At 39.6% G+C, this 17,547-nt stretch carries 15 protein-coding genes; 9 read left to right on the forward strand and 6 right to left on the reverse strand.

Annotation, left to right across the window (positions count from 1 at the left end):
* From I6E70_RS18850 to I6E70_RS18865, 4 genes are all read right to left on the reverse strand, one after another.
* Positions 1-439, reverse strand: a 439-nt coding sequence (locus I6E70_RS18850; RefSeq protein WP_197189382.1) for a transposase domain-containing protein, incomplete at its 3' end; no start/stop codon positions are given.
* A gap of 170 nt (positions 440-609) precedes the next feature.
* A complete protein-coding gene (locus I6E70_RS18855; RefSeq protein ID WP_033027055.1) occupies positions 610-3,645 on the reverse strand; it encodes a TonB-dependent receptor plug domain-containing protein in 3,036 nt (1,011 codons plus the stop codon).
* Positions 3,646-3,654: 9 nt separating this feature from the next.
* A complete protein-coding gene (locus I6E70_RS18860; RefSeq protein ID WP_165726130.1) occupies positions 3,655-4,734 on the reverse strand; it encodes a FecR family protein in 1,080 nt (359 codons plus the stop codon).
* Positions 4,731-5,297 carry an RNA polymerase sigma factor gene (locus I6E70_RS18865; protein WP_002961494.1) on the reverse strand — a complete coding sequence of 189 codons (567 nt, stop codon included), beginning with the start codon at positions 5,295-5,297 and terminating at the stop codon, positions 4,731-4,733. The genes I6E70_RS18860 and I6E70_RS18865 overlap by 4 nt, the downstream gene beginning before the upstream one ends.
* A gap of 374 nt (positions 5,298-5,671) precedes the next feature.
* On the opposite strand from I6E70_RS18865, the gene I6E70_RS18870 reads away from it, so the two are divergent.
* A complete protein-coding gene (locus I6E70_RS18870) occupies positions 5,672-6,187 on the forward strand; it encodes a DUF2937 family protein (RefSeq protein WP_024608298.1) in 516 nt (171 codons plus the stop codon).
* Here the strand turns inward: I6E70_RS18870 and I6E70_RS18875 are convergent.
* Positions 6,167-7,054: a LysR family transcriptional regulator gene (locus I6E70_RS18875; RefSeq protein WP_007585683.1), complete on the reverse strand. Its 888-nt coding sequence runs from the start codon at positions 7,052-7,054 to the stop codon at positions 6,167-6,169. The two genes, I6E70_RS18870 and I6E70_RS18875, sit on opposite strands and share 21 nt — an antisense overlap.
* A gap of 122 nt (positions 7,055-7,176) precedes the next feature.
* On the opposite strand from I6E70_RS18875, the gene I6E70_RS18880 reads away from it, so the two are divergent.
* From I6E70_RS18880 to I6E70_RS18915, 8 genes are all read left to right on the forward strand, one after another.
* A complete protein-coding gene (locus I6E70_RS18880; RefSeq protein WP_197189383.1) occupies positions 7,177-7,827 on the forward strand; it encodes a peroxiredoxin-like family protein in 651 nt (216 codons plus the stop codon).
* Positions 7,827-8,594, forward strand: coding sequence for a haloacid dehalogenase type II (locus tag I6E70_RS18885; protein ID WP_024590458.1), 768 nt, complete (start codon positions 7,827-7,829; stop codon positions 8,592-8,594). The genes I6E70_RS18880 and I6E70_RS18885 overlap by 1 nt, the downstream gene beginning before the upstream one ends.
* Positions 8,595-8,814: 220 nt before the next feature.
* Positions 8,815-9,423 (forward strand): PilZ domain-containing protein, encoded by a 609-nt coding sequence (locus I6E70_RS18890; protein ID WP_024594380.1) that lies wholly within the window; start codon positions 8,815-8,817, stop codon positions 9,421-9,423.
* A gap of 57 nt (positions 9,424-9,480) precedes the next feature.
* Positions 9,481-10,536: an agmatine deiminase family protein gene (locus tag I6E70_RS18895; RefSeq protein ID WP_197189384.1), complete on the forward strand. Its 1,056-nt coding sequence runs from the start codon at positions 9,481-9,483 to the stop codon at positions 10,534-10,536.
* Positions 10,533-11,426 (forward strand): carbon-nitrogen hydrolase, encoded by an 894-nt coding sequence (locus I6E70_RS18900; protein ID WP_024608294.1) that lies wholly within the window; start codon positions 10,533-10,535, stop codon positions 11,424-11,426. Before I6E70_RS18895 ends, I6E70_RS18900 begins: the two co-directional genes overlap by 4 nt.
* 59 nt (positions 11,427-11,485) lie before the next feature.
* On the forward strand, positions 11,486-14,959 hold the full coding sequence (gene mfd, locus I6E70_RS18905; protein WP_024594377.1) for a transcription-repair coupling factor: 3,474 nt from the start codon (positions 11,486-11,488) through the stop codon (positions 14,957-14,959).
* Positions 14,959-15,795, forward strand: coding sequence for a peptidoglycan binding protein CsiV (locus I6E70_RS18910; protein ID WP_024608292.1), 837 nt, complete (start codon positions 14,959-14,961; stop codon positions 15,793-15,795). The genes mfd and I6E70_RS18910 overlap by 1 nt, the downstream gene beginning before the upstream one ends.
* A gap of 19 nt (positions 15,796-15,814) precedes the next feature.
* Entirely contained in the window at positions 15,815-16,069 is a 255-nt protein-coding gene (locus I6E70_RS18915; protein ID WP_007585664.1) for a hypothetical protein, read from the forward strand.
* A gap of 49 nt (positions 16,070-16,118) precedes the next feature.
* Here I6E70_RS18915 and I6E70_RS18920 read toward each other — a convergent pair whose 3' ends face one another.
* Positions 16,119-17,471 (reverse strand): hypothetical protein, encoded by a 1,353-nt coding sequence (locus I6E70_RS18920; protein ID WP_007585662.1) that lies wholly within the window; start codon positions 17,469-17,471, stop codon positions 16,119-16,121.
* Positions 17,472-17,547: the final 76 nt, after the last annotated feature.

A 17,547-nucleotide genomic window follows, 5' to 3' on the forward strand; every position in this document is an offset into this window, starting at 1 on the left:
TACGATTATCAGGCGTGTCGGCTGTTCGCCACACAACACCGTCAACAGCTAATAGGTTCAAACCATTCCATGTTTCGAATGACTGTTGCTTATACATTGATTGAGCAGATTTATTGAAAACATGTTTAACGGAATCATCACCTAACCTTTGTCTCACCTGTACCATCGCACTTGGAGCAACGAGTTGGTTCTTGCCAGGTAACATGATATCTAGCTTATTAGCGATATTCCAAACCGATTCTTTTCGAAACAATGCCATGCCAATAACTAACCACAAAACGGCCTCAAGCGGTAACCTTCGCTTACGAACGGTTGCAATCCCAGCTTGTTGAAAACCTTGTTCAATGATTTCAGGGTCAAGAATTTCTGATAATTTTTCAAAGGTATGGTATCGGCTGCTTTCTTCAAGTGTTGCTTGCAGTGCTTGTTCTATATTCACAAAAAAATCCGTAGTTAGTTTCCTAACTACGGATTTTGCATGATCGTTTGGATCGGTCAACCGGTCATTTTCTTAACTGATCGGCATTAGCCNTCAACCGGTCATTTTCTTAACTGATCGGCATTAGCCTTACGGCCCTTTGAGTTAAATAACGAAAGGGAGGTTATTAATTAAAAACGGTATTCTGCGCCTATGTAGTAGTAAGCACCGTTAAATCCAAATGGAGCAGAACGACGTGAGTAGTCAAACACACCTGAGCTACTTATTACTGTGTTGCCACTAGCATCCACAATAGTACCTGAGCGAGAGTTACCTATTTCGTTTTTATCTGGGTAAACATCAAACAAGTTATTTGCACCAATATTTACCGATAAATCTTCAGTAACGAAGTAGTTAACTTTAACGTCAGTTAAAATTTCTGCGCCATACGTTTGACGACCACCGTCTTCTACTGTGTACTCACCAAAGCGATTAAGTGACAGGTTAACTGTCCAATCATCACGTTGATAAAGTGCACTTAAGTTAATACGATCCTCTGGTTGCCACTCTTCAATAATAGAGATGTCTTCAGCTGAAAATATATCTTCTACGTTTACTGTCTCAAGGCTTGAGCCAGCAGGCGAAAATAACGATACAACATCTGTTTTAGTAAAGTTAGCTGCAAGTGTAAAATCAAGCGTGCCGCCTAAACCTTCAGTGTTCCACGTTGCTACAAAATCAACACCACGAGTTTCTGTATCAGCACCATTTAAGAAGAACTGACCTACGCCAGCACCCGCACTATTTAGTGCAGCATCAAGGCTTGTAGATAAACCTTTACCTAAGCGGTCACTAATTACAATACGGTCGTCAATATCAATTGAGTAGTAATCAACGGTTACATTAATATTATCTGTAACGTTATATACAATACCTAAACTACGGTTTTGTGATTTTTCTTCTTTAAGCTTTGGAATACCTAAGCTTTGCGCAAGTGTTGAATCATTTCTAAATGTACCAACCTCTTCTGCAACTAAATTACCATTAGTACCAACAACAAATTGCGTACTTACGTTATTAAAGTAAAGCTGCTGCATTGAAGGCGCTCTAAAACCTGAGCTTAATGCACCACGTAGTGAAATATCGTCGGTTACAGACCAGTTACCAGCAAGCTTAAAGTTTACTGTATCACCAAAGCCTTTGTAGTTATCGTAGCGAAGTGCACCCGATAAAATTACATCTTCAATCACATAAGCTTCTGCATCTATGTAAAATGAAATTACATCACGCGATTCATCAACTGATGACGCAGGAGCTGAACCACCAAAACCTTGTGAACCACCTGATGCATCTTCAGAACCAACACCACCACTTAAGCCGTTGTAAATACTTACCCCGTTGGTTGTATCGTAATCGCGGTATGCGTACTCATTGCCTTCTAAAATGCGATATTCGTCAGTACGGATTTCAGCACCCATTGCTAAAGAATAATCATCAAAGTTTTGCGTAAAATCAATATTGATTGTTTGCAGTGATAATTCCATGCCGTAAGCGTACGCTTCACGTGGGATAGTTGTACGAATATCAGCAGCACTTAAACCTTGGTCATAACGTAAAAAGTTAGCGTATGAGGCATTGATAGTGTCACTTGTCGTGTAATCAATGCTGTTTTCACCATAAGTGTATGATAAATCAAGGCTTGCATCGTTATCAAACTCAGTTTTATAACCAAAGTTGTACGAGATATCGTCGATAGTTGTATTAATTTTTGGTAAGAAACCTAGCGGAATCGTCGCATCATTATCTTGTAGTACTGGGTTACCACCTGCATTTGCATTATGACGGAAAAATGCAGCCGACTCATTTTCACGTGTTGAGTAAGTAATAAAGCCGTAAAGCTCGCCATCACCTAACTCGTAACCGGTATTAATTGTTAAACCAAACTGCTGAGAATCAGCATCACCAATTCTGAATGTATCACGATCGGCTGTCAGCTCACGCGGATCGCCAGCAAGTAAAGTGCCGTCACTTAGTTCTGTACAACCATAAAACTGACAAGAGCCATGTAAACCTGCACGGTTAGTAGGTGCACGGTCACGGTAATTGATAGTTGTATTTAAATAACCGTCATCACCTAGCGCAAAGCCTTTATTAAAATCAAGGTTAATGGTTTCGCCATCGCCTTCAGAATATTGACCGTAGTTAATAGCCGCTTTGCCACCTTCGCTACCATCTTTAAGCACAATATTAATAACACCTGCAATTGCATCAGAACCATACTGAGCAGCAGCGCCATCACGTAATACTTCAATGCGTTTAATTGCAGAGGCTGGAATTGCATTCATGTCAGTACCTGCGGTACCACGCCCAACAGAGCCATTAATATGAATAATACTTGCTTGGTGACGACGTTTGCCGTTAATTAACACCAATGTTTGATCGGGGCCCAAACCGCGAAGTGTCGCAGGTCTTAAAGCATCAGTACCGTCACTAATTGCAGAGCTTGAAAAGTTAAATGAAGGGGCGATAGACTGTAGCATACGACCAACTTCTGTTTGGCCCGTATTTTCAAGCGCTTCTGCACTTAAGATATCTACTGGAACGGGTAAATCTTCAACTGAACGTCCTGCTACACGGCTACCGACTATAGCAATTTTTTCAATTTTTTCTTGAGCGACTTCTTCTGCTGCGTTTACACCTTGCGAATTTACTGCAAGTAAAGCTGGTAATACTGCTGCACTGACCGCTGAAAGCTTCATCATGTTGTTATCATTCCTGTTGATTTGTTTGAGTTTTATACTCAGTAAACCATTTTGATCAACAACCGCATCGAGTTCAGTCCCACCTAATAATGCCTCTAGAGCATCTAGCTGAGTGTAAAATCCATAAACTGAATTTGCGTCATACTGCTTTGCCAACTCATAAGAAAACACCACGGTTTGCTCTGTTTGTTTAGCATATTCAATTAAGGCTTTGTCTGCTCGCTGCGCTTTTATATCAAATTGCACCATTTGCCCAGTGGTTTGAGTTGCTGCTTGTACACTCAAGCTAAAAATAGCCGGTACAAGCACACTAAATCCACTCAATAAATGCGTTTGGTTACTGCGCAACTTATATAAACAGCTGACAAACAAAAATCCTCTATGGTTTTGTTTCTTTTTTTTAATATTTTTTTTACGTTCAATCTTTATTGATGCAACTTTATCTAACATTAGTTTGATTTGCATAACGTCTACTTATGATTCTGTATGGTGTTTTAGCGTTACTACATGCTCACCTAAACGCTCATGATCAATCGAAAAATTAGTTTGTAAACTTTCTAGTAAACCTTCAACGTCACCCGCTTTAAATACCCCAGCTACTTTAATACTGGCAAGCTCGGCTGATGAAAGCTCAAAACGTGTGGCGGTATAGCGACTTACTTCATTTAAAGCATCGCTTAGCTCTTCTCCATTAAAAATAAGCATGCCATTTTGCCATGCCAAATCGCGTTGTACGTCGTTCATTGAAAGCTGGGTAATTGGCTTTGTAACACTCTGCTCTATAATTACTTTTTCGCCTGAGGTAACAATATTGGCATTAATTAGACGAATTTTTTGCGTGCTGTTATCTGCAAGCTGATAATCTTTAAAGTCATTTGCATCAACCGCTACACTAGGGTCGGTGATCATCACTTTGCCTTCGGTAACAACAAGCTCTAAATCTGATGAGGTATTACGCTGTACATTAAACACGGTACCGAGTGCGGTAAAGCTTTTGTCGCCGGCCATAACACTAAACGGACGCGTGGCATCTTTTGCTACATTAAAACGCCCTTCTCCTCGACTAAGTAACAACTGCCTGCGGCCTTTGCTATAAGCAACTTCTAGTAAGCTATTAGTATTAAGCTGCACTATAGTGCCGTCTGGCAATACATACGTTGCTTGCTCGCCTACTTTTGTTTTGTAAATTTTAGTGTAGTTAACTTTTGCAAGCTCTTGGTTATAGCCGTTTTCTAAATTAATTAATAAGTAGCTGCATACCATTAGTGCTGCAAATAAACTCGCTGCAATTGAGTAAGAAAACATCCACTTATTTTTTGATGCTTTAGTATTGTTACGCTGAGGAAATAAATGACTTAATTCATTTAACACCGAAAGCTCATCCCAAAGCTGAGCAAGCTCGTATATAGAGTCTTGATGGGCGATGCTTTGCATCATCCATAATTTAAATTGCTCTTTTTCATCATCAGTTAAACCACGATCAATCGCGCTTATCCAATCACATGACTTTTCTAAAATTAAATCTTTTGAATTAAATTGATGAACATTACTCATTCTGCGACCCTCTTAACTGATATAGGGTGTGCTTGAGCTTTAGGGTTTGTTTGAGGGCTTTGCTCATGTTCACGCATGTACAACATGGTTTGTAACAATCCTTTGGCAATGTGTTTTTCAACAGTGCTTTGGCTTAACTGCATTTGGTCTGCGATCTCTTTTTGGCTCATGCCGTAAACTTTTTTTAATATAAAGCATTTACGAATCGATGAGCTTAGTTGCTCAGTAGCTCTACAAAAAAGTAAAAAGCGCTCTTTAGATGTGTATTCATCCTCAAGCTTCATTGATTTAAGTAATACGGGTAATTCGTTATCATTTTCTAACGAATCATTAAATTTGTTGTCCCACTTAGCTATATGGTTAAGTGCTAGGTGTTTTGCTGTTTTAAGCATGTAACTGCGGGTAAACTGTATATCTTGCTTTAAATCAGCTTCGTAGCTTTTTACAAAGGTTTCTTGCACAATATCTTCTACATCGTCGGGTTGAACAATGCGCGATACAAAACGTTTGAGCTGTTTAGATATATCAACAAATGTTGACGTGAATTTTACTTTTTTCGTCATCCTTAACATCCACCTGTTGTTATTTTTATTACTAGGCCGTGTTGACCTTTCGTGGTTGAATTTACAGCAGTACGTTTGGTATTTAGGCAAGGCAGAGCCTATGTAGTGTGGTTATTCCCCATAAATAGGTGATAACGCAGCATAAATGCCAAACATGCGCTGCCCGTTGGGTTCTTTCTAGGGACGATTAACTCTTTGTTGCACGGTTTTGACTTAGCCCGCTAGGTTACAAACCTCGCGCCGCGATTAAATCGACCCTAGATTGAACAAATTTCAATCCACAAAGGTAAACACGCCCCAATAGATTACGAGTTTTTGATATAAAAACAAGCTCAAATGTTAATTCTGGGTTATTTAAATGGATAGGAAGATAAATGAGTAAATTTTTAGATTATATCCGGCTTAGTTTCTTTGCATTTGGTTTACTACTTGGAGTGCAAATTCCTGCATTTGTAAGCGATTTTGGCCAAGCATTATCAGCCCAATTAATTGAAGCTAATAATGCCATTGCGCCTTTTAAAAGCGATGCAGCTAAGTATTTTAATAATGATTTAAGTAAGCTAATTAAACACTATAAAAATATTGATGATGGGATTGTGAATAAAGGTGCAAGTAATATCAGTACACTTTACACACGACAACAAGACTTACAAATCGCTGTAAATAGGTTTGCGCAATCTCCATATATTTTTACTATGATCAGTGGCATGAGCGATGTAAAGCAACAAGTGTGGCAACGCTTTGAAGGTCAAATCATTTTAAAAAAAGACTCTATTATAGCCGCCATTGTTGCAGCTATTATAGTTGCCTTACTTGCCGAGCTTACTGGTTATTTGTTTTTAACTGGAGTAAAACGCTCATTTAAACGCTTATTCGCAGCTCAAAAATAGTGATTTCATAAAGTCATAAAATACATCGGTTTTGCGGGTAGTTAAGCTATTTTGCGGACGCAAAAACCAAACTGGTGCATCATCTTGTGCCATGACACCGGGCATAACTTCAACTAAAATGCCATTTTTAATATCTTCATGAATAGCTATCATTGATTTAATTGCAATGCCATGACCTGCAATGGCTGCTTGAGTCATATTGTCGGAATTAGAAATAGTAAAGCGTGTTCTTGCATTAAAAGTATGTGTTTTACCTTGTTCATCAAAAAGCTTTAATTGGCGCTGCCACGGCAGGCAAACCCAATAGTGTTCGCTCAATTGAGCTAAGCTTTTAGGCATGCCATATTTTTTTATGTAGCTAGGAGCTGCGCAAAGTATACGTTTGTTGTTTACTATTTTTCGTGACAGTAAACCGGAATCATTTAATTGTCCTACACGAATTGCCACATCTTGTGCGTCATCAACCACATTTACAAAATGATCAGTAATTAAAAAATCAAGTTTTAGTTCAGGATAGGCCTGCTCTAACTCATTAAGTCTTGGCATTACGTATTTTGAAAAAATCCAAGGGGGCATAGTCACGCGTAATAAACCACTCACAGATGAACTACGCGCACCAATACTATGCTCAGCGTCGTGCAGCGCCTCCATTATAGCGCCAACTCGCGTATAAAATATTTCACCTGCGGGAGATAACCGTACTCGTCGGCTATCTCTAAAAACAAGTACTGTTGCAAGCTCACGTTCTAATTTACTTAAGCGATGGCTTACCGTTGCAGGCGATAAACGCTGCTCGCGCGCAGCAGCAAGCACCCCTTTATTTTCAACTACTGCTATAAATGTTTCTAGGTCGCTTAAATTATACATAAAGATGCCATTGTGCACTTTTCAATGTTTAACATTTTCGAATGAAGCTTTCAGTTTTGCAATGTTTATTTAAATATGTAAAACACTATAATTGCAAATAATCTAATTATTGAGGTTCAATCATGAGTTTAAAAGCGCAAATAGATGCCTATAACGTACAAAAAGATGCCAAGTTACCGGCTGACGTTTTAGCATTAATGAACACTACAAACGAAGAGCTTATTGCACAGCATATTAAAGACAATGCGTTGCAAATTGGTCAAAAGGTAGAAAACTTCAGCCTAGCCAACCATAACGGCGAAAACATTGAGCTTGCGGATTTATTAAAAAAAGGCCCGGTAATTATTAGCTTTTATCGTGGTGGCTGGTGCCCATATTGTAATTTAGAGCTAAAAGCACTTAATGACTACTTACCGCAATTTAAAACTCAAAATGCTCAGTTAGTCGCAATATCACCACAACTGCCTGATGAAACTCTCTCAACTGCACAAAAAAACGATCTTGAGTTTGACGTGCTTTCAGATGTTAGTAATAAAGTAGCTGAGCAATTTGGTTTATTGTTTACACTTGATGAGCGTATTCAAGCGTTATACACACAATTTGGTATTGATTTTGAACACTACTACGGCGATAAAAGCTTTAAATTGCCGCTACCGGCTACTTATGTGATAAACCAAGAAGGTGTTATTACATACGCATTTTTAAACGAAGACTACACCCTACGCGCAGAACCTACTGATATTATGGCAGCACTTGGATCGGAGAATAACTAATGTCTATTTTAAAATCGTTAAAAACACTTACTCTTTCACTACTTGTAGGCACAAGCCTTGTATCTGGTTATGCAGTCGCTGATGAACCAAAAGAACAAGTAAAGCCCAAAGTGCTTATTTTTGATGTAAACGAAACCCTACTTGATTTAACGTCAATGCGTACCTCTATTGGTAAAGCACTAGGCGGGCGTGAAGATTTATTACCACTTTGGTTTTCGACTATGCTGCACCATTCATTAGTAGATACAGTAAGCGGTAGTTATCACGACTTTGGGCAAATTGGGGTGGCATCACTTCTTATGGTTGCTCAAAATAACAATATTGATATTACTAGTGAACAAGCTAAAACAGCTATTGTTACGCCTCTTTTAACGCTTCCTCCACACAGCGATGTTAAAGAAGGACTGGCAAAACTTAGAGCTCAGGGCTATAAGTTAGTAAGCCTTACAAATTCTTCAAACAAAGGTGTAAAGGCACAGTTTGAAAGCGCTGGTTTAATGTCTTACTTTGATGCACGTTACAGCATTGAAGATATTAAAATTTACAAACCAGACTTACGTGCTTATGAATGGGTACTTAAAAAGCTAAATGTAGCACCAAATGAAGCTATGATGGTTGCAGCCCATGGCTGGGATGTTGCTGGCGCAAAAGAAGCAGGCTTACAAACCACTTTCATTGCACGCCCAGGTAAAGCACTTTACCCATTAGCTAAAAAACCAGATCACGTTGTGAAAGATTTACATGAATTAGCCGCTCTACTTAAATAAGTATGCGCTGATGAATCAATACCCAAGCGGCCAATGTTAGGATGACATTGGCCGCTTTTTTATAACTACCCCTAAATATGTCTTAGTGTATTTATTTTCATAATCAGTATGTTAAAAATTGAATGTAAACAAAGCATTTAGCCCACTATGAGTTATTTTATCTGCTAGCAATTTAGTACTCACAACGCTACTATTAAATAAATACGTGGTGGAGAACATAATGAATAGTGAAAGATTAGGTGAGTTTGAGCAGTACTTTCAAATTAATGAAAGTATAAGAGTGAATTTATTCGCCGTATCGAACGGACAAGTTCCTAAATCGCAGCTTGAGCTAGAAGACGATATCCCCCCACTATTTAGATTAGCAAATGAAGTAAGTGAACTTGAGCAAAGCTCGTTACGACCACTGCGTAACTTGGGCGATATAGCACAAGAGCTAGCTACATTTTTACAAGCGCAGTCACGTAAAATAGATTTAATAATGAGCCATATTTTGGCCTCAGAACAAGCCCAAGATAATGCAATACAATGTGATAGCTACGGCGGTGGCGGTATTCGCTTTACATCACCCGAAGTACACTCAATTGGCCAAGCATTTAGAACAAAACTGTTTTTGCACCACGAAGCCTCTGCGGTTTATTGTTACACCGAAGTTGTGGCAGTAGAAAAACAAGATAGCGAACATTACCAATACACCCTACTCTTTACCGCAATTAGAACCACTGACCAAGAACTTATTGTTAGAGCAAGTTTACATGCTCAAACCCGCCAACTTAAAAAACGTCAAGAACTTGATCAAAACCAAGCCGATCTAAACAGTGATAATTAGCTGACATCTTTATGTAAAATGCTAAACTAGCGTCATCTTAATTAGTATATAAAATTCATGAACTTTAGACTTTTACCAGAATGGGCCGAGCAAGACGCTGTTATGCTTACATGGCCTCATAAAGACACAGATTGGGCTGATAATTTAGCACGTGTAGAACCTGTATATATTGAGCTTGCTAAGCATATAACAACGCAGCAACAGCTTGTTATTGTGGCGCATAACAGTGCCTTAAAAATGCATATTACAGCATTGCTAAATAGCGCTAACATCTCTCTTAATCGTGTTCATTTTGTAGTAACGCCTACCAACGATACCTGGGCGCGCGATCATGGCCCGCTTACTTGCGCCGCTATTGATTCACCAGAGCAACTAAAAGTATATGATTTTACTTTTAATGGTTGGGGCAATAAATTTGAAAGCGCATTAGACAATCAAATTAATCGTACTTTGGTAAAAGAGCTAAGTAGCACAAACAACCAATATCAAGCGCTCAATATGGTACTTGAAGGTGGCGGTATTGAAATAAACGAGCATGGTGTGTTGCTAACAACAAGCGAATGTTTGCTTAACAAAAACCGTAACCCAGATTTAAACCCTGCTGACATAGAGGTACTTTTAAAAGAGCACTTGGGAGCAACACGTTTTTTATGGGTTGATCATGGCTATTTAGCGGGTGATGACACCGACAGCCACATTGATACCTTAGTCCGCTTTGCTCCAAATAATACCCTTGTATATGTACAGTGTGACGATAAAACTGATGAGCACTTTAGCGCACTTGATGCAATGGAAAAACAACTAAAAACCTTTAAAACTGCCGATAACACCCCATATAACTTAATTGAGTTACCGTGGCCAAAAGCCGCTTATGACGATGAGCAAACACGCTTACCGGCTACCTACGCTAACTACTTAATTATTAATAACGCGGTGCTTGTGCCAACGTATAATGATGCTAATGATGAACGTGCTCTAGCACAAGTTCAAAAAGCATACCCACAACACACTATTATTGGCGTTAATTGCCAACCAATAATTGAACAATTTGGCAGCCTGCACTGTATTACAATGCAATTACCTCGTGGATTTTTAGTTGGATCAGCACAATGACAAGCCCTGCAAAATTAACCGTTGCATTAGTGCAGCAAAGCAATACCGATAACGCTCAGCACAATATGGCAAAATCAATGAGTGCCATTCGTGAAGCCGCTCAAAAAGGTGCAAAACTGGTTGTACTTCAAGAGCTACACCGAAGCCTCTATTTTTGCCAAACCGAAAATGTTGACGTATTTGATTTAGCCGAAACCATTCCAGGCCCTAGCAGTAACGCCTTAGGTGAGCTTGCTAAAGAGCTAAGCATTGTTATTGTGGCCTCTTTATTTGAAAAACGCGCTACGGGTCTTTATCACAACACTGCGGTTGTATTAGAACAAGATGGCAGTATTGCGGGTAAATACCGCAAAATGCATATTCCTGATGACCCTGGTTTTTACGAAAAATTCTACTTTACCCCAGGTGATATCGGTTTTGAGCCTATTCAAACCTCGGTGGGTAAATTAGGCGTGCTAGTATGTTGGGATCAATGGTTTCCTGAAGCTGCCCGCTTAATGGCAATGGCAGGCGCTGAAGTGTTAATTTACCCAACCGCTATTGGTTGGGATCCTAACGACGACATTGCTGAGCAAACTCGTCAAAAAGATGCGTGGGTTATTAGTCAGCGTGCCCATGCTGTTGCCAATGGTGTACCGGTAATTAGCTGTAACCGTGTCGGCCATGAAAGTGACCCAAGTGCGCAAAGCGATGGTATTGCGTTTTGGGGAAATTCGTTCATTGCAGGCCCACAAGGTGAATTATTAGCAGAGGCTAATAATACTGATGAGCAAATTTTAGTGGTTGAAATTGATCAAAAACGCTCAGAAAACGTAAGACGTATTTGGCCTTTCTTGCGTGACCGTAGAATTGATCACTATAAAGACCTAACAAAAATATACCGAGACTAAGTAAACTTAACTCAAGATGGCTCTTACTTGCTAAGAGCCAACTATAAATGGAGTAATAAATGGCGTTTGAGCAATGGGCAGCCTTGCCTTGGGTAAAATCTCAAAAAGATAAAATTCAATGGGGCCAGCTAAGCGGAAGTGGTTTAAGTATTGCCATTGCTGAAGGCGTTAAACAACAAGACAACTTAGTCTTGATTGTTACGCCTGATACACCAAGCGCACTGCGCCTTGAAACAGAATTAGAATATTTATTACCCGATAACCCAGTAATGGTATTTCCTGATTGGGAAACTCTGCCATACGATCATTTTTCTCCCCATCAAGATATTATTTCAGCCCGTTTAGCCACTTTAAACACCTTAAAAAAAGAACAACAAAGTGTGTTAATTGTGCCTGTATCTACCTTAATGTTGCGCACAGCCCCGGCCTCGTTTATTTACGGTTCAACAATAAACTTTAAAGTGGGCGACAAGCTAGACACACATAACTTTCGTGACAACCTAGAGCAAGCTGGTTATTTAAATGTTCAACAAGTAATGGAGCACGGCGAATACGCTATACGCGGCTCTATCGTTGACTTATATCCAATGGGCAGCCCGCATCCATTTAGACTCGATTTTTTTGATGACGAACTCGACACAATTCGCTTATTTGATGTAGAAACGCAGCGTTCTGATGAAAAAGTAGATAAAATTGAGCTACTTCCAGCGCATGAATTTCCTACTAACGACGCTGATATTGAACGTTTTAGAATAAGCTACCGCGAAAAATTTGGTGCAAGCTCGCAGCAAGACTCTGTATACATGCAAGTAAGCAAAGGTAACTGGCCTGCTGGTATCGAATACTACATGCCGTTGTTTTTTGAAAAGCTAGCGACTATTTTTGACTACTTGCCAGATACAACAACTGTTATGCAGCTAGGTGATTTAGAGCACGCGGCAGACACCTTTTGGCACGATGTAAATGTACGCTACGAAAACCGCAGAGTTGACCCACTTCGTCCATTACTTGAACCCAATGCGCTTTATCAGCCTATTGAAGAGCTGTTTTCTAATTTAGGCAATTTTGCACGTATTCGTTTATCTCTTGCAAAGCTTGGTACTAAAGCGGGCAATAAAAACTTAAGCGTTAGCGAGCTGCCTGCTATTCGAATTGATCATAAGCAGCATGAACCTTATGCCGCGTTTATAAATTATGTAGCAGAGCAAAAAAAGAAAAAAGGCCGCATATTACTCAGTGTTGAATCCGATGGTCGTCGCGAATCATTACTGAGCATTCTAAAACCAAGCGGTTTAAAATTTAAAGAATTTGAAACACTCGAACAATTTACAAAAAGCGCGAGTGATGTAGGTTTAATAGTAAGCCCGCTTGAACAAAGTGTCGTACTTGGTACTAAGCCCAGCCTTTCTATTATTACCGAGCAAGAGCTGCTTGGTATAAAAGTATCTCAGCGCAGACGCCGCAAGCACAAGTACGAAGCCAGCCAAGATGCGCTAATCCGTAATTTAGCAGAGCTCAAAGAAGGTCAACCTGTTGTGCATCTCGATCATGGTGTTGGCCGTTATCAGGGTTTGCAAACAATTGATGCTGCAGGTGTAGTTACTGAATTTGTAACAATTACTTACGCAAGTGAAGCTAAACTTTACGTGCCAGTATCTGCATTGCATATGCTTAGTCGTTACTCTGGCGGTGAAGAAGCCAGCGCCCCGCTACATAAGCTTGGCTCAGATGCATGGGAAAAAGCAAAAAAACGTGCGGCTGAAAAAGTTCGCGATGTAGCAGCCGAATTACTCGACATTTATGCACAGCGCCAAGCAAAACCCGGTAATAAGTTTACTCTAGACGCCCCTGCATATCGCCAATTTAGCGATAGCTTCCCGTTTGAAGAAACTGACGATCAGCGCAACGCCATAGAAGCGGTGTTAGGTGATATGCAATCAAAGCAAGCCATGGACCGCTTAGTATGTGGTGACGTAGGCTTTGGTAAAACAGAAGTCGCCATGCGCGCTGCTTTTGTAGCGGTTAACGATGATAAACAAGTGGCCATTTTAGTGCCTACCACCTTGCTGGCTCAGCAGCACTTTGAAAACTTTAAAGACCGCTTTGCTGATTTTCCTATTGAAGTAGGTGTACTTTCGCGCTTTAACTCCACTAAAGAGCAAAAAGACACGCTTGAAAAAATGGCGAACGGTAAGCTCGATATAGTTATTGGCACACATAAACTTATTCAGCATGACATTAAATTTAACGATTTAGGCTTACTCATTGTTGATGAAGAGCATCGCTTTGGTGTTCGCCAAAAAGAGAAAATTAAAGCTCTGCGTGCCGATGTAGACATACTCACACTAACTGCAACGCCAATACCGCGTACACTTAACATGGCCATGAGCGGAATGCGCGATTTATCAATAATCGCAACGCCACCGGCTAAACGTTTAGCGGTAAAAACCTTTGTACGCCAACGCGATGTAGAACTAATACGCGAAGCTGTACTACGTGAAATTAAACGTGGTGGCCAAGTTTACTTTTTGCATAACAATGTGGAAACTATTGACCGTGTTGCGCAAGAAATTAGTGAATGGGTCCCTGAAGCAAGCGTCACCTCAGCCCATGGTCAAATGCGCGAGCAAGAGCTTGAGCAAATAATGACTGACTTTTATCATCAAAAATACAACGTGCTGGTATGTACCACGATTATCGAGACCGGTATTGATGTACCGACAGCCAACACCATTATTATGGATAGAGCCGATAAACTTGGCCTTGCGCAATTACACCAATTACGTGGACGAGTTGGTCGAAGCCATCATCAAGCGTATGCCTATTTACTCACAGGTGACCCTAAAGCACTCTCTAAAGACGCGAGTAAACGCTTACAAGCAATCGAATCGTTGGAAGATTTAGGCGCGGGTTTTGCCCTTGCTACACACGATTTAGAAATTCGTGGCGCTGGTGAGTTACTTGGCGACGATCAATCAGGTCAAATGCAAACAATCGGCTTTAGTTTATATATGGAAATGCTTGAGCAAGCCGTAAATGCGCTACGTGAAGGAAAAGAGCCAACGCTTGAAAATCTACTTAAAAAACAAACCGAAGTAGATTTAAAACTGGCTGCACTATTACCTGATGATTACATACACGATGTTAATGCACGCCTAGGTATGTACAAGCGAGTTGCTAGTTGTGCTAACCTTGATGATATGGATGAACTACAGGTAGAACTTATAGACCGCTTTGGTTTACTGCCTGATGCCGCTAAAAACCTATTTAGCCTACAATTATTAAAAATGCAGGCAAGTAATTTAGGGATAACAAAAATTGAGGCAAATCCAAAAGGTGGTTACTTTGAGTTTAGCCAAGATACTAAGGTTAACCCTAGCTTCATCATTGGTTTGATACAAAGTGCGCCTAAGGTGTACAAAATGGATGGCGCAAATAAACTGCGCTTTGCAATTAGTGAAGCTAACGCTCGCGAACGCTTAAAAATGGTCACTGCAATGATTGCAGATTTCGAAAAAAAGGTTAGCCATTAATGTTGCTAAAAAAATCGCTAGTTATTTTATGCTGCTTGTTTAGCAGCACTGCATTTGCAGAACGCTGGTTTGAGGTTGAGGTGCTTGTATTTAAGCAGCGCCCTGCTCCGTATTTGCAAGAAGATTTTACACTTAAGCACAAAGCTATTGAGGATAAAAACTCTCTAGATTTAATGACACCTCTTTATACAGAGCAAGCAATGCAAGCCTGTATAGATGGTGATGAGCGTTTTCAAAAACGCTCTTTTACCGACTCATTAGTTAATTCAAACCCACAATCGGGTGTATGCGGTGACAGTACAAACTACCTACAAAGCTACGATGAGCTACCTATAACACCTCTAGCACCCGCTAAAGATGATATGCAGCAAACTTATTTATTAGCGCCAGAACAACTGCAATTTAAAGCGCAGTACCGACAACTAGATCGCAAAGGATTAACACCTATTCTACATACTGGCTGGCGCTTTGAAGGCGCAAGTAAATCGCGTGCTCCAAGTATGCATTTAATAGCAGGTAAACACCTTAAAAGTGATTCCAACGTAACCCCTAGCTATTCAAATCCTGATTTTGTAAGTTTATTAAACTCACAACCTGAACTGTTTAACGACCCAAACCAATCAAAAGCAGAATGGGAACTAGACGGTTTATTTAAAATACACTTACGACATTATTTATACATTACAGCTAATTTTGATATTAGCCAAAAACTAGAAAATGGCGATATAGAGTCAGCCCGTTTTTCTCAGTTTAGACGTGTAATAAGTGGTGAAGTACATTACTTTGACCACCCACGAATGGGCATGATCGTCCAAATCAGAAAATTCAAACATTAATACAAAGTAGGATATAACAATGAAAAAACTCCTTATCATCGCAGCTACACTAAGCCTTGCGGCTTGTTCTAAGGTAAGTCTTGAGAGTTACGAAAAAATCAAAGTAGGTATGGACAAGACTGAAGTTGAAACCATTTTGGGAAGTGCAGATAATTGTGTTGAAAAAACACTGCATACTAATTGTGTGTGGGGCGACGAAGCAAAAAATATCGAGATCACGCTAGTATCAAACAAAGTAACTTTATATAGTAAACATGGTTTAGCTAATAAATAAATTTAAAAAAGGGACTGATTTTATCAGTCCCTTTTTTAATTACTAAAATTCATTTTTTGGAGTAGATAAGCTCAATATTAACGATTTTACTACGATTTAACGTTATTTTATAGCGTTGGTAGAGTGTTCTATCTTCCTCAGTTAGCACAAGCACCATGTTAAGTTGATAGCGCCGTTCAACCGCCTGCTTAGAAATTTTATTACTATCTAAATGATATAACTTCCCTTCACCACGCTTTAAATAACGCGCAAATGGTGCAAGACTAAATTGCAGTGTTTGTTGCAGTGTATCGTAACCGGGTAAAAATTCTTTTGCACTAACACGTGTCTCACTTGCAAAGTGTAACCACTGCGCGGCTTGTTTATTTTGCTGACGACGCTTTGAAAAAATAGATCTAACTTCTTTAGGTATTTTTTTAAAGCGTGTGTATTCAAGCCAAATTAGCTGACTCGCTATTTTGTCTTTGGTAATACTATTTTTAAAACTAAATCGCCACTTAGGTCGCCCTTGTACAATAGCTCGCCAGATCATACGTGTAATATCTTCTTTAAATATTTCACGTAGTCCGTAAATGACCCCCAAAATTAAAATAAGCGTCGCGGTGACTTCAGTAAACGTTGAGCGGGCATTAAGTATCACAACCATCACAAATGCCATGATAACAGCTGTTACAGTGCCTTTAACTAATCGTTTAAGGTAGCTGTTAAGAAAACGCGTTTGGCGCTGTAATATAACGCCATGCTCAATTAAACGCTGTAACAAGCGCATTTTATTTGTTATTCGATTTGCGTCTTGCATAGTGGTTTCAGAATTGTAGCTTTTCTCTGCTCGGTACGTATTTTCGTTTTTACAAAACTGCAGTAAATCGTTACGCTCTTTTGCATAATCGCTACTACGTGGGCCTTCATCTAAAAGCTTTAAAAATGATTGCTCGACATGCCAACTTAAATAGTTGTCAGCATTGGTAAAAAATGGAAGTAGTTTTTCGTCATCTGGCGTGTAGCGACGCAGCTTTTTTAAAAGTCCTTCACTTTGTTCATATACTTCGTTAGCGCGTTTATAAAAGTCTTCTGCTTCATCAATTTTTAACGCGTCTTTAATGTCGGCATCAAGGGCTAAACGCACTTGGTAACAAAATAAATTAAGGTTTTGACGGTAATCTTGCTGCTCACCTTTGTTTTTACTAACAAAACGGCTTCGTACTAATGGCAAGTGTATATTGTTAGCATTGTAGGCTAAATGCGATTTAAAGTGGTTATTAAAGTAAGATTCTTCGGTAAGCGTTTGCGGATTAATCCCCATTTCATTAGGGATAGAAAAATACAGATCTATGCGCTGTTCAGAACGAGGAGTTAGCTCTGGTTCAATGACAAAAGATAAGTTTTCATCTTGTTTTAACAATCAGTTCTCCTTCTAAAATATCGTTTTAGTGTACTTGTCTCCTTTGTTTTGTTCAATAAAAAAGGCTCAGTAAATA

This window comes from Pseudoalteromonas sp. NGC95 (assembly GCF_015864705.1).
GTDB classification, from domain to species: Bacteria; Pseudomonadota; Gammaproteobacteria; order Enterobacterales; family Alteromonadaceae; genus Pseudoalteromonas; species Pseudoalteromonas arctica.

Bases quoted from the DNA above. Each gene is read 5' to 3' on its own strand.
- I6E70_RS18855 (WP_033027055.1), bottom strand. From the start codon at position 3,645: ATGCAAATCAAACTAATGTTAGATAAAGTTGCATCAATAAAGATTGAA.
- I6E70_RS18860 (WP_165726130.1), bottom strand. From the start codon at position 4,734: ATGAGTAATGTTCATCAATTTAATTCAAAAGATTTAATTTTAGAAAAG.
- I6E70_RS18865 (WP_002961494.1), bottom strand. From the start codon at position 5,297: ATGACGAAAAAAGTAAAATTCACGTCAACATTTGTTGATATATCTAAA.
- I6E70_RS18870 (WP_024608298.1), top strand. From the start codon at position 5,672: ATGAGTAAATTTTTAGATTATATCCGGCTTAGTTTCTTTGCATTTGGT.
- I6E70_RS18875 (WP_007585683.1), bottom strand. From the start codon at position 7,054: ATGTATAATTTAAGCGACCTAGAAACATTTATAGCAGTAGTTGAAAAT.
- I6E70_RS18880 (WP_197189383.1), top strand. From the start codon at position 7,177: ATGAGTTTAAAAGCGCAAATAGATGCCTATAACGTACAAAAAGATGCC.
- I6E70_RS18885 (WP_024590458.1), top strand. From the start codon at position 7,827: ATGTCTATTTTAAAATCGTTAAAAACACTTACTCTTTCACTACTTGTA.
- I6E70_RS18890 (WP_024594380.1), top strand. From the start codon at position 8,815: ATGAATAGTGAAAGATTAGGTGAGTTTGAGCAGTACTTTCAAATTAAT.
- I6E70_RS18895 (WP_197189384.1), top strand. From the start codon at position 9,481: ATGAACTTTAGACTTTTACCAGAATGGGCCGAGCAAGACGCTGTTATG.
- I6E70_RS18900 (WP_024608294.1), top strand. From the start codon at position 10,533: ATGACAAGCCCTGCAAAATTAACCGTTGCATTAGTGCAGCAAAGCAAT.
- mfd (WP_024594377.1), top strand. From the start codon at position 11,486: ATGGCGTTTGAGCAATGGGCAGCCTTGCCTTGGGTAAAATCTCAAAAA.
- I6E70_RS18910 (WP_024608292.1), top strand. From the start codon at position 14,959: ATGTTGCTAAAAAAATCGCTAGTTATTTTATGCTGCTTGTTTAGCAGC.
- I6E70_RS18915 (WP_007585664.1), top strand. From the start codon at position 15,815: ATGAAAAAACTCCTTATCATCGCAGCTACACTAAGCCTTGCGGCTTGT.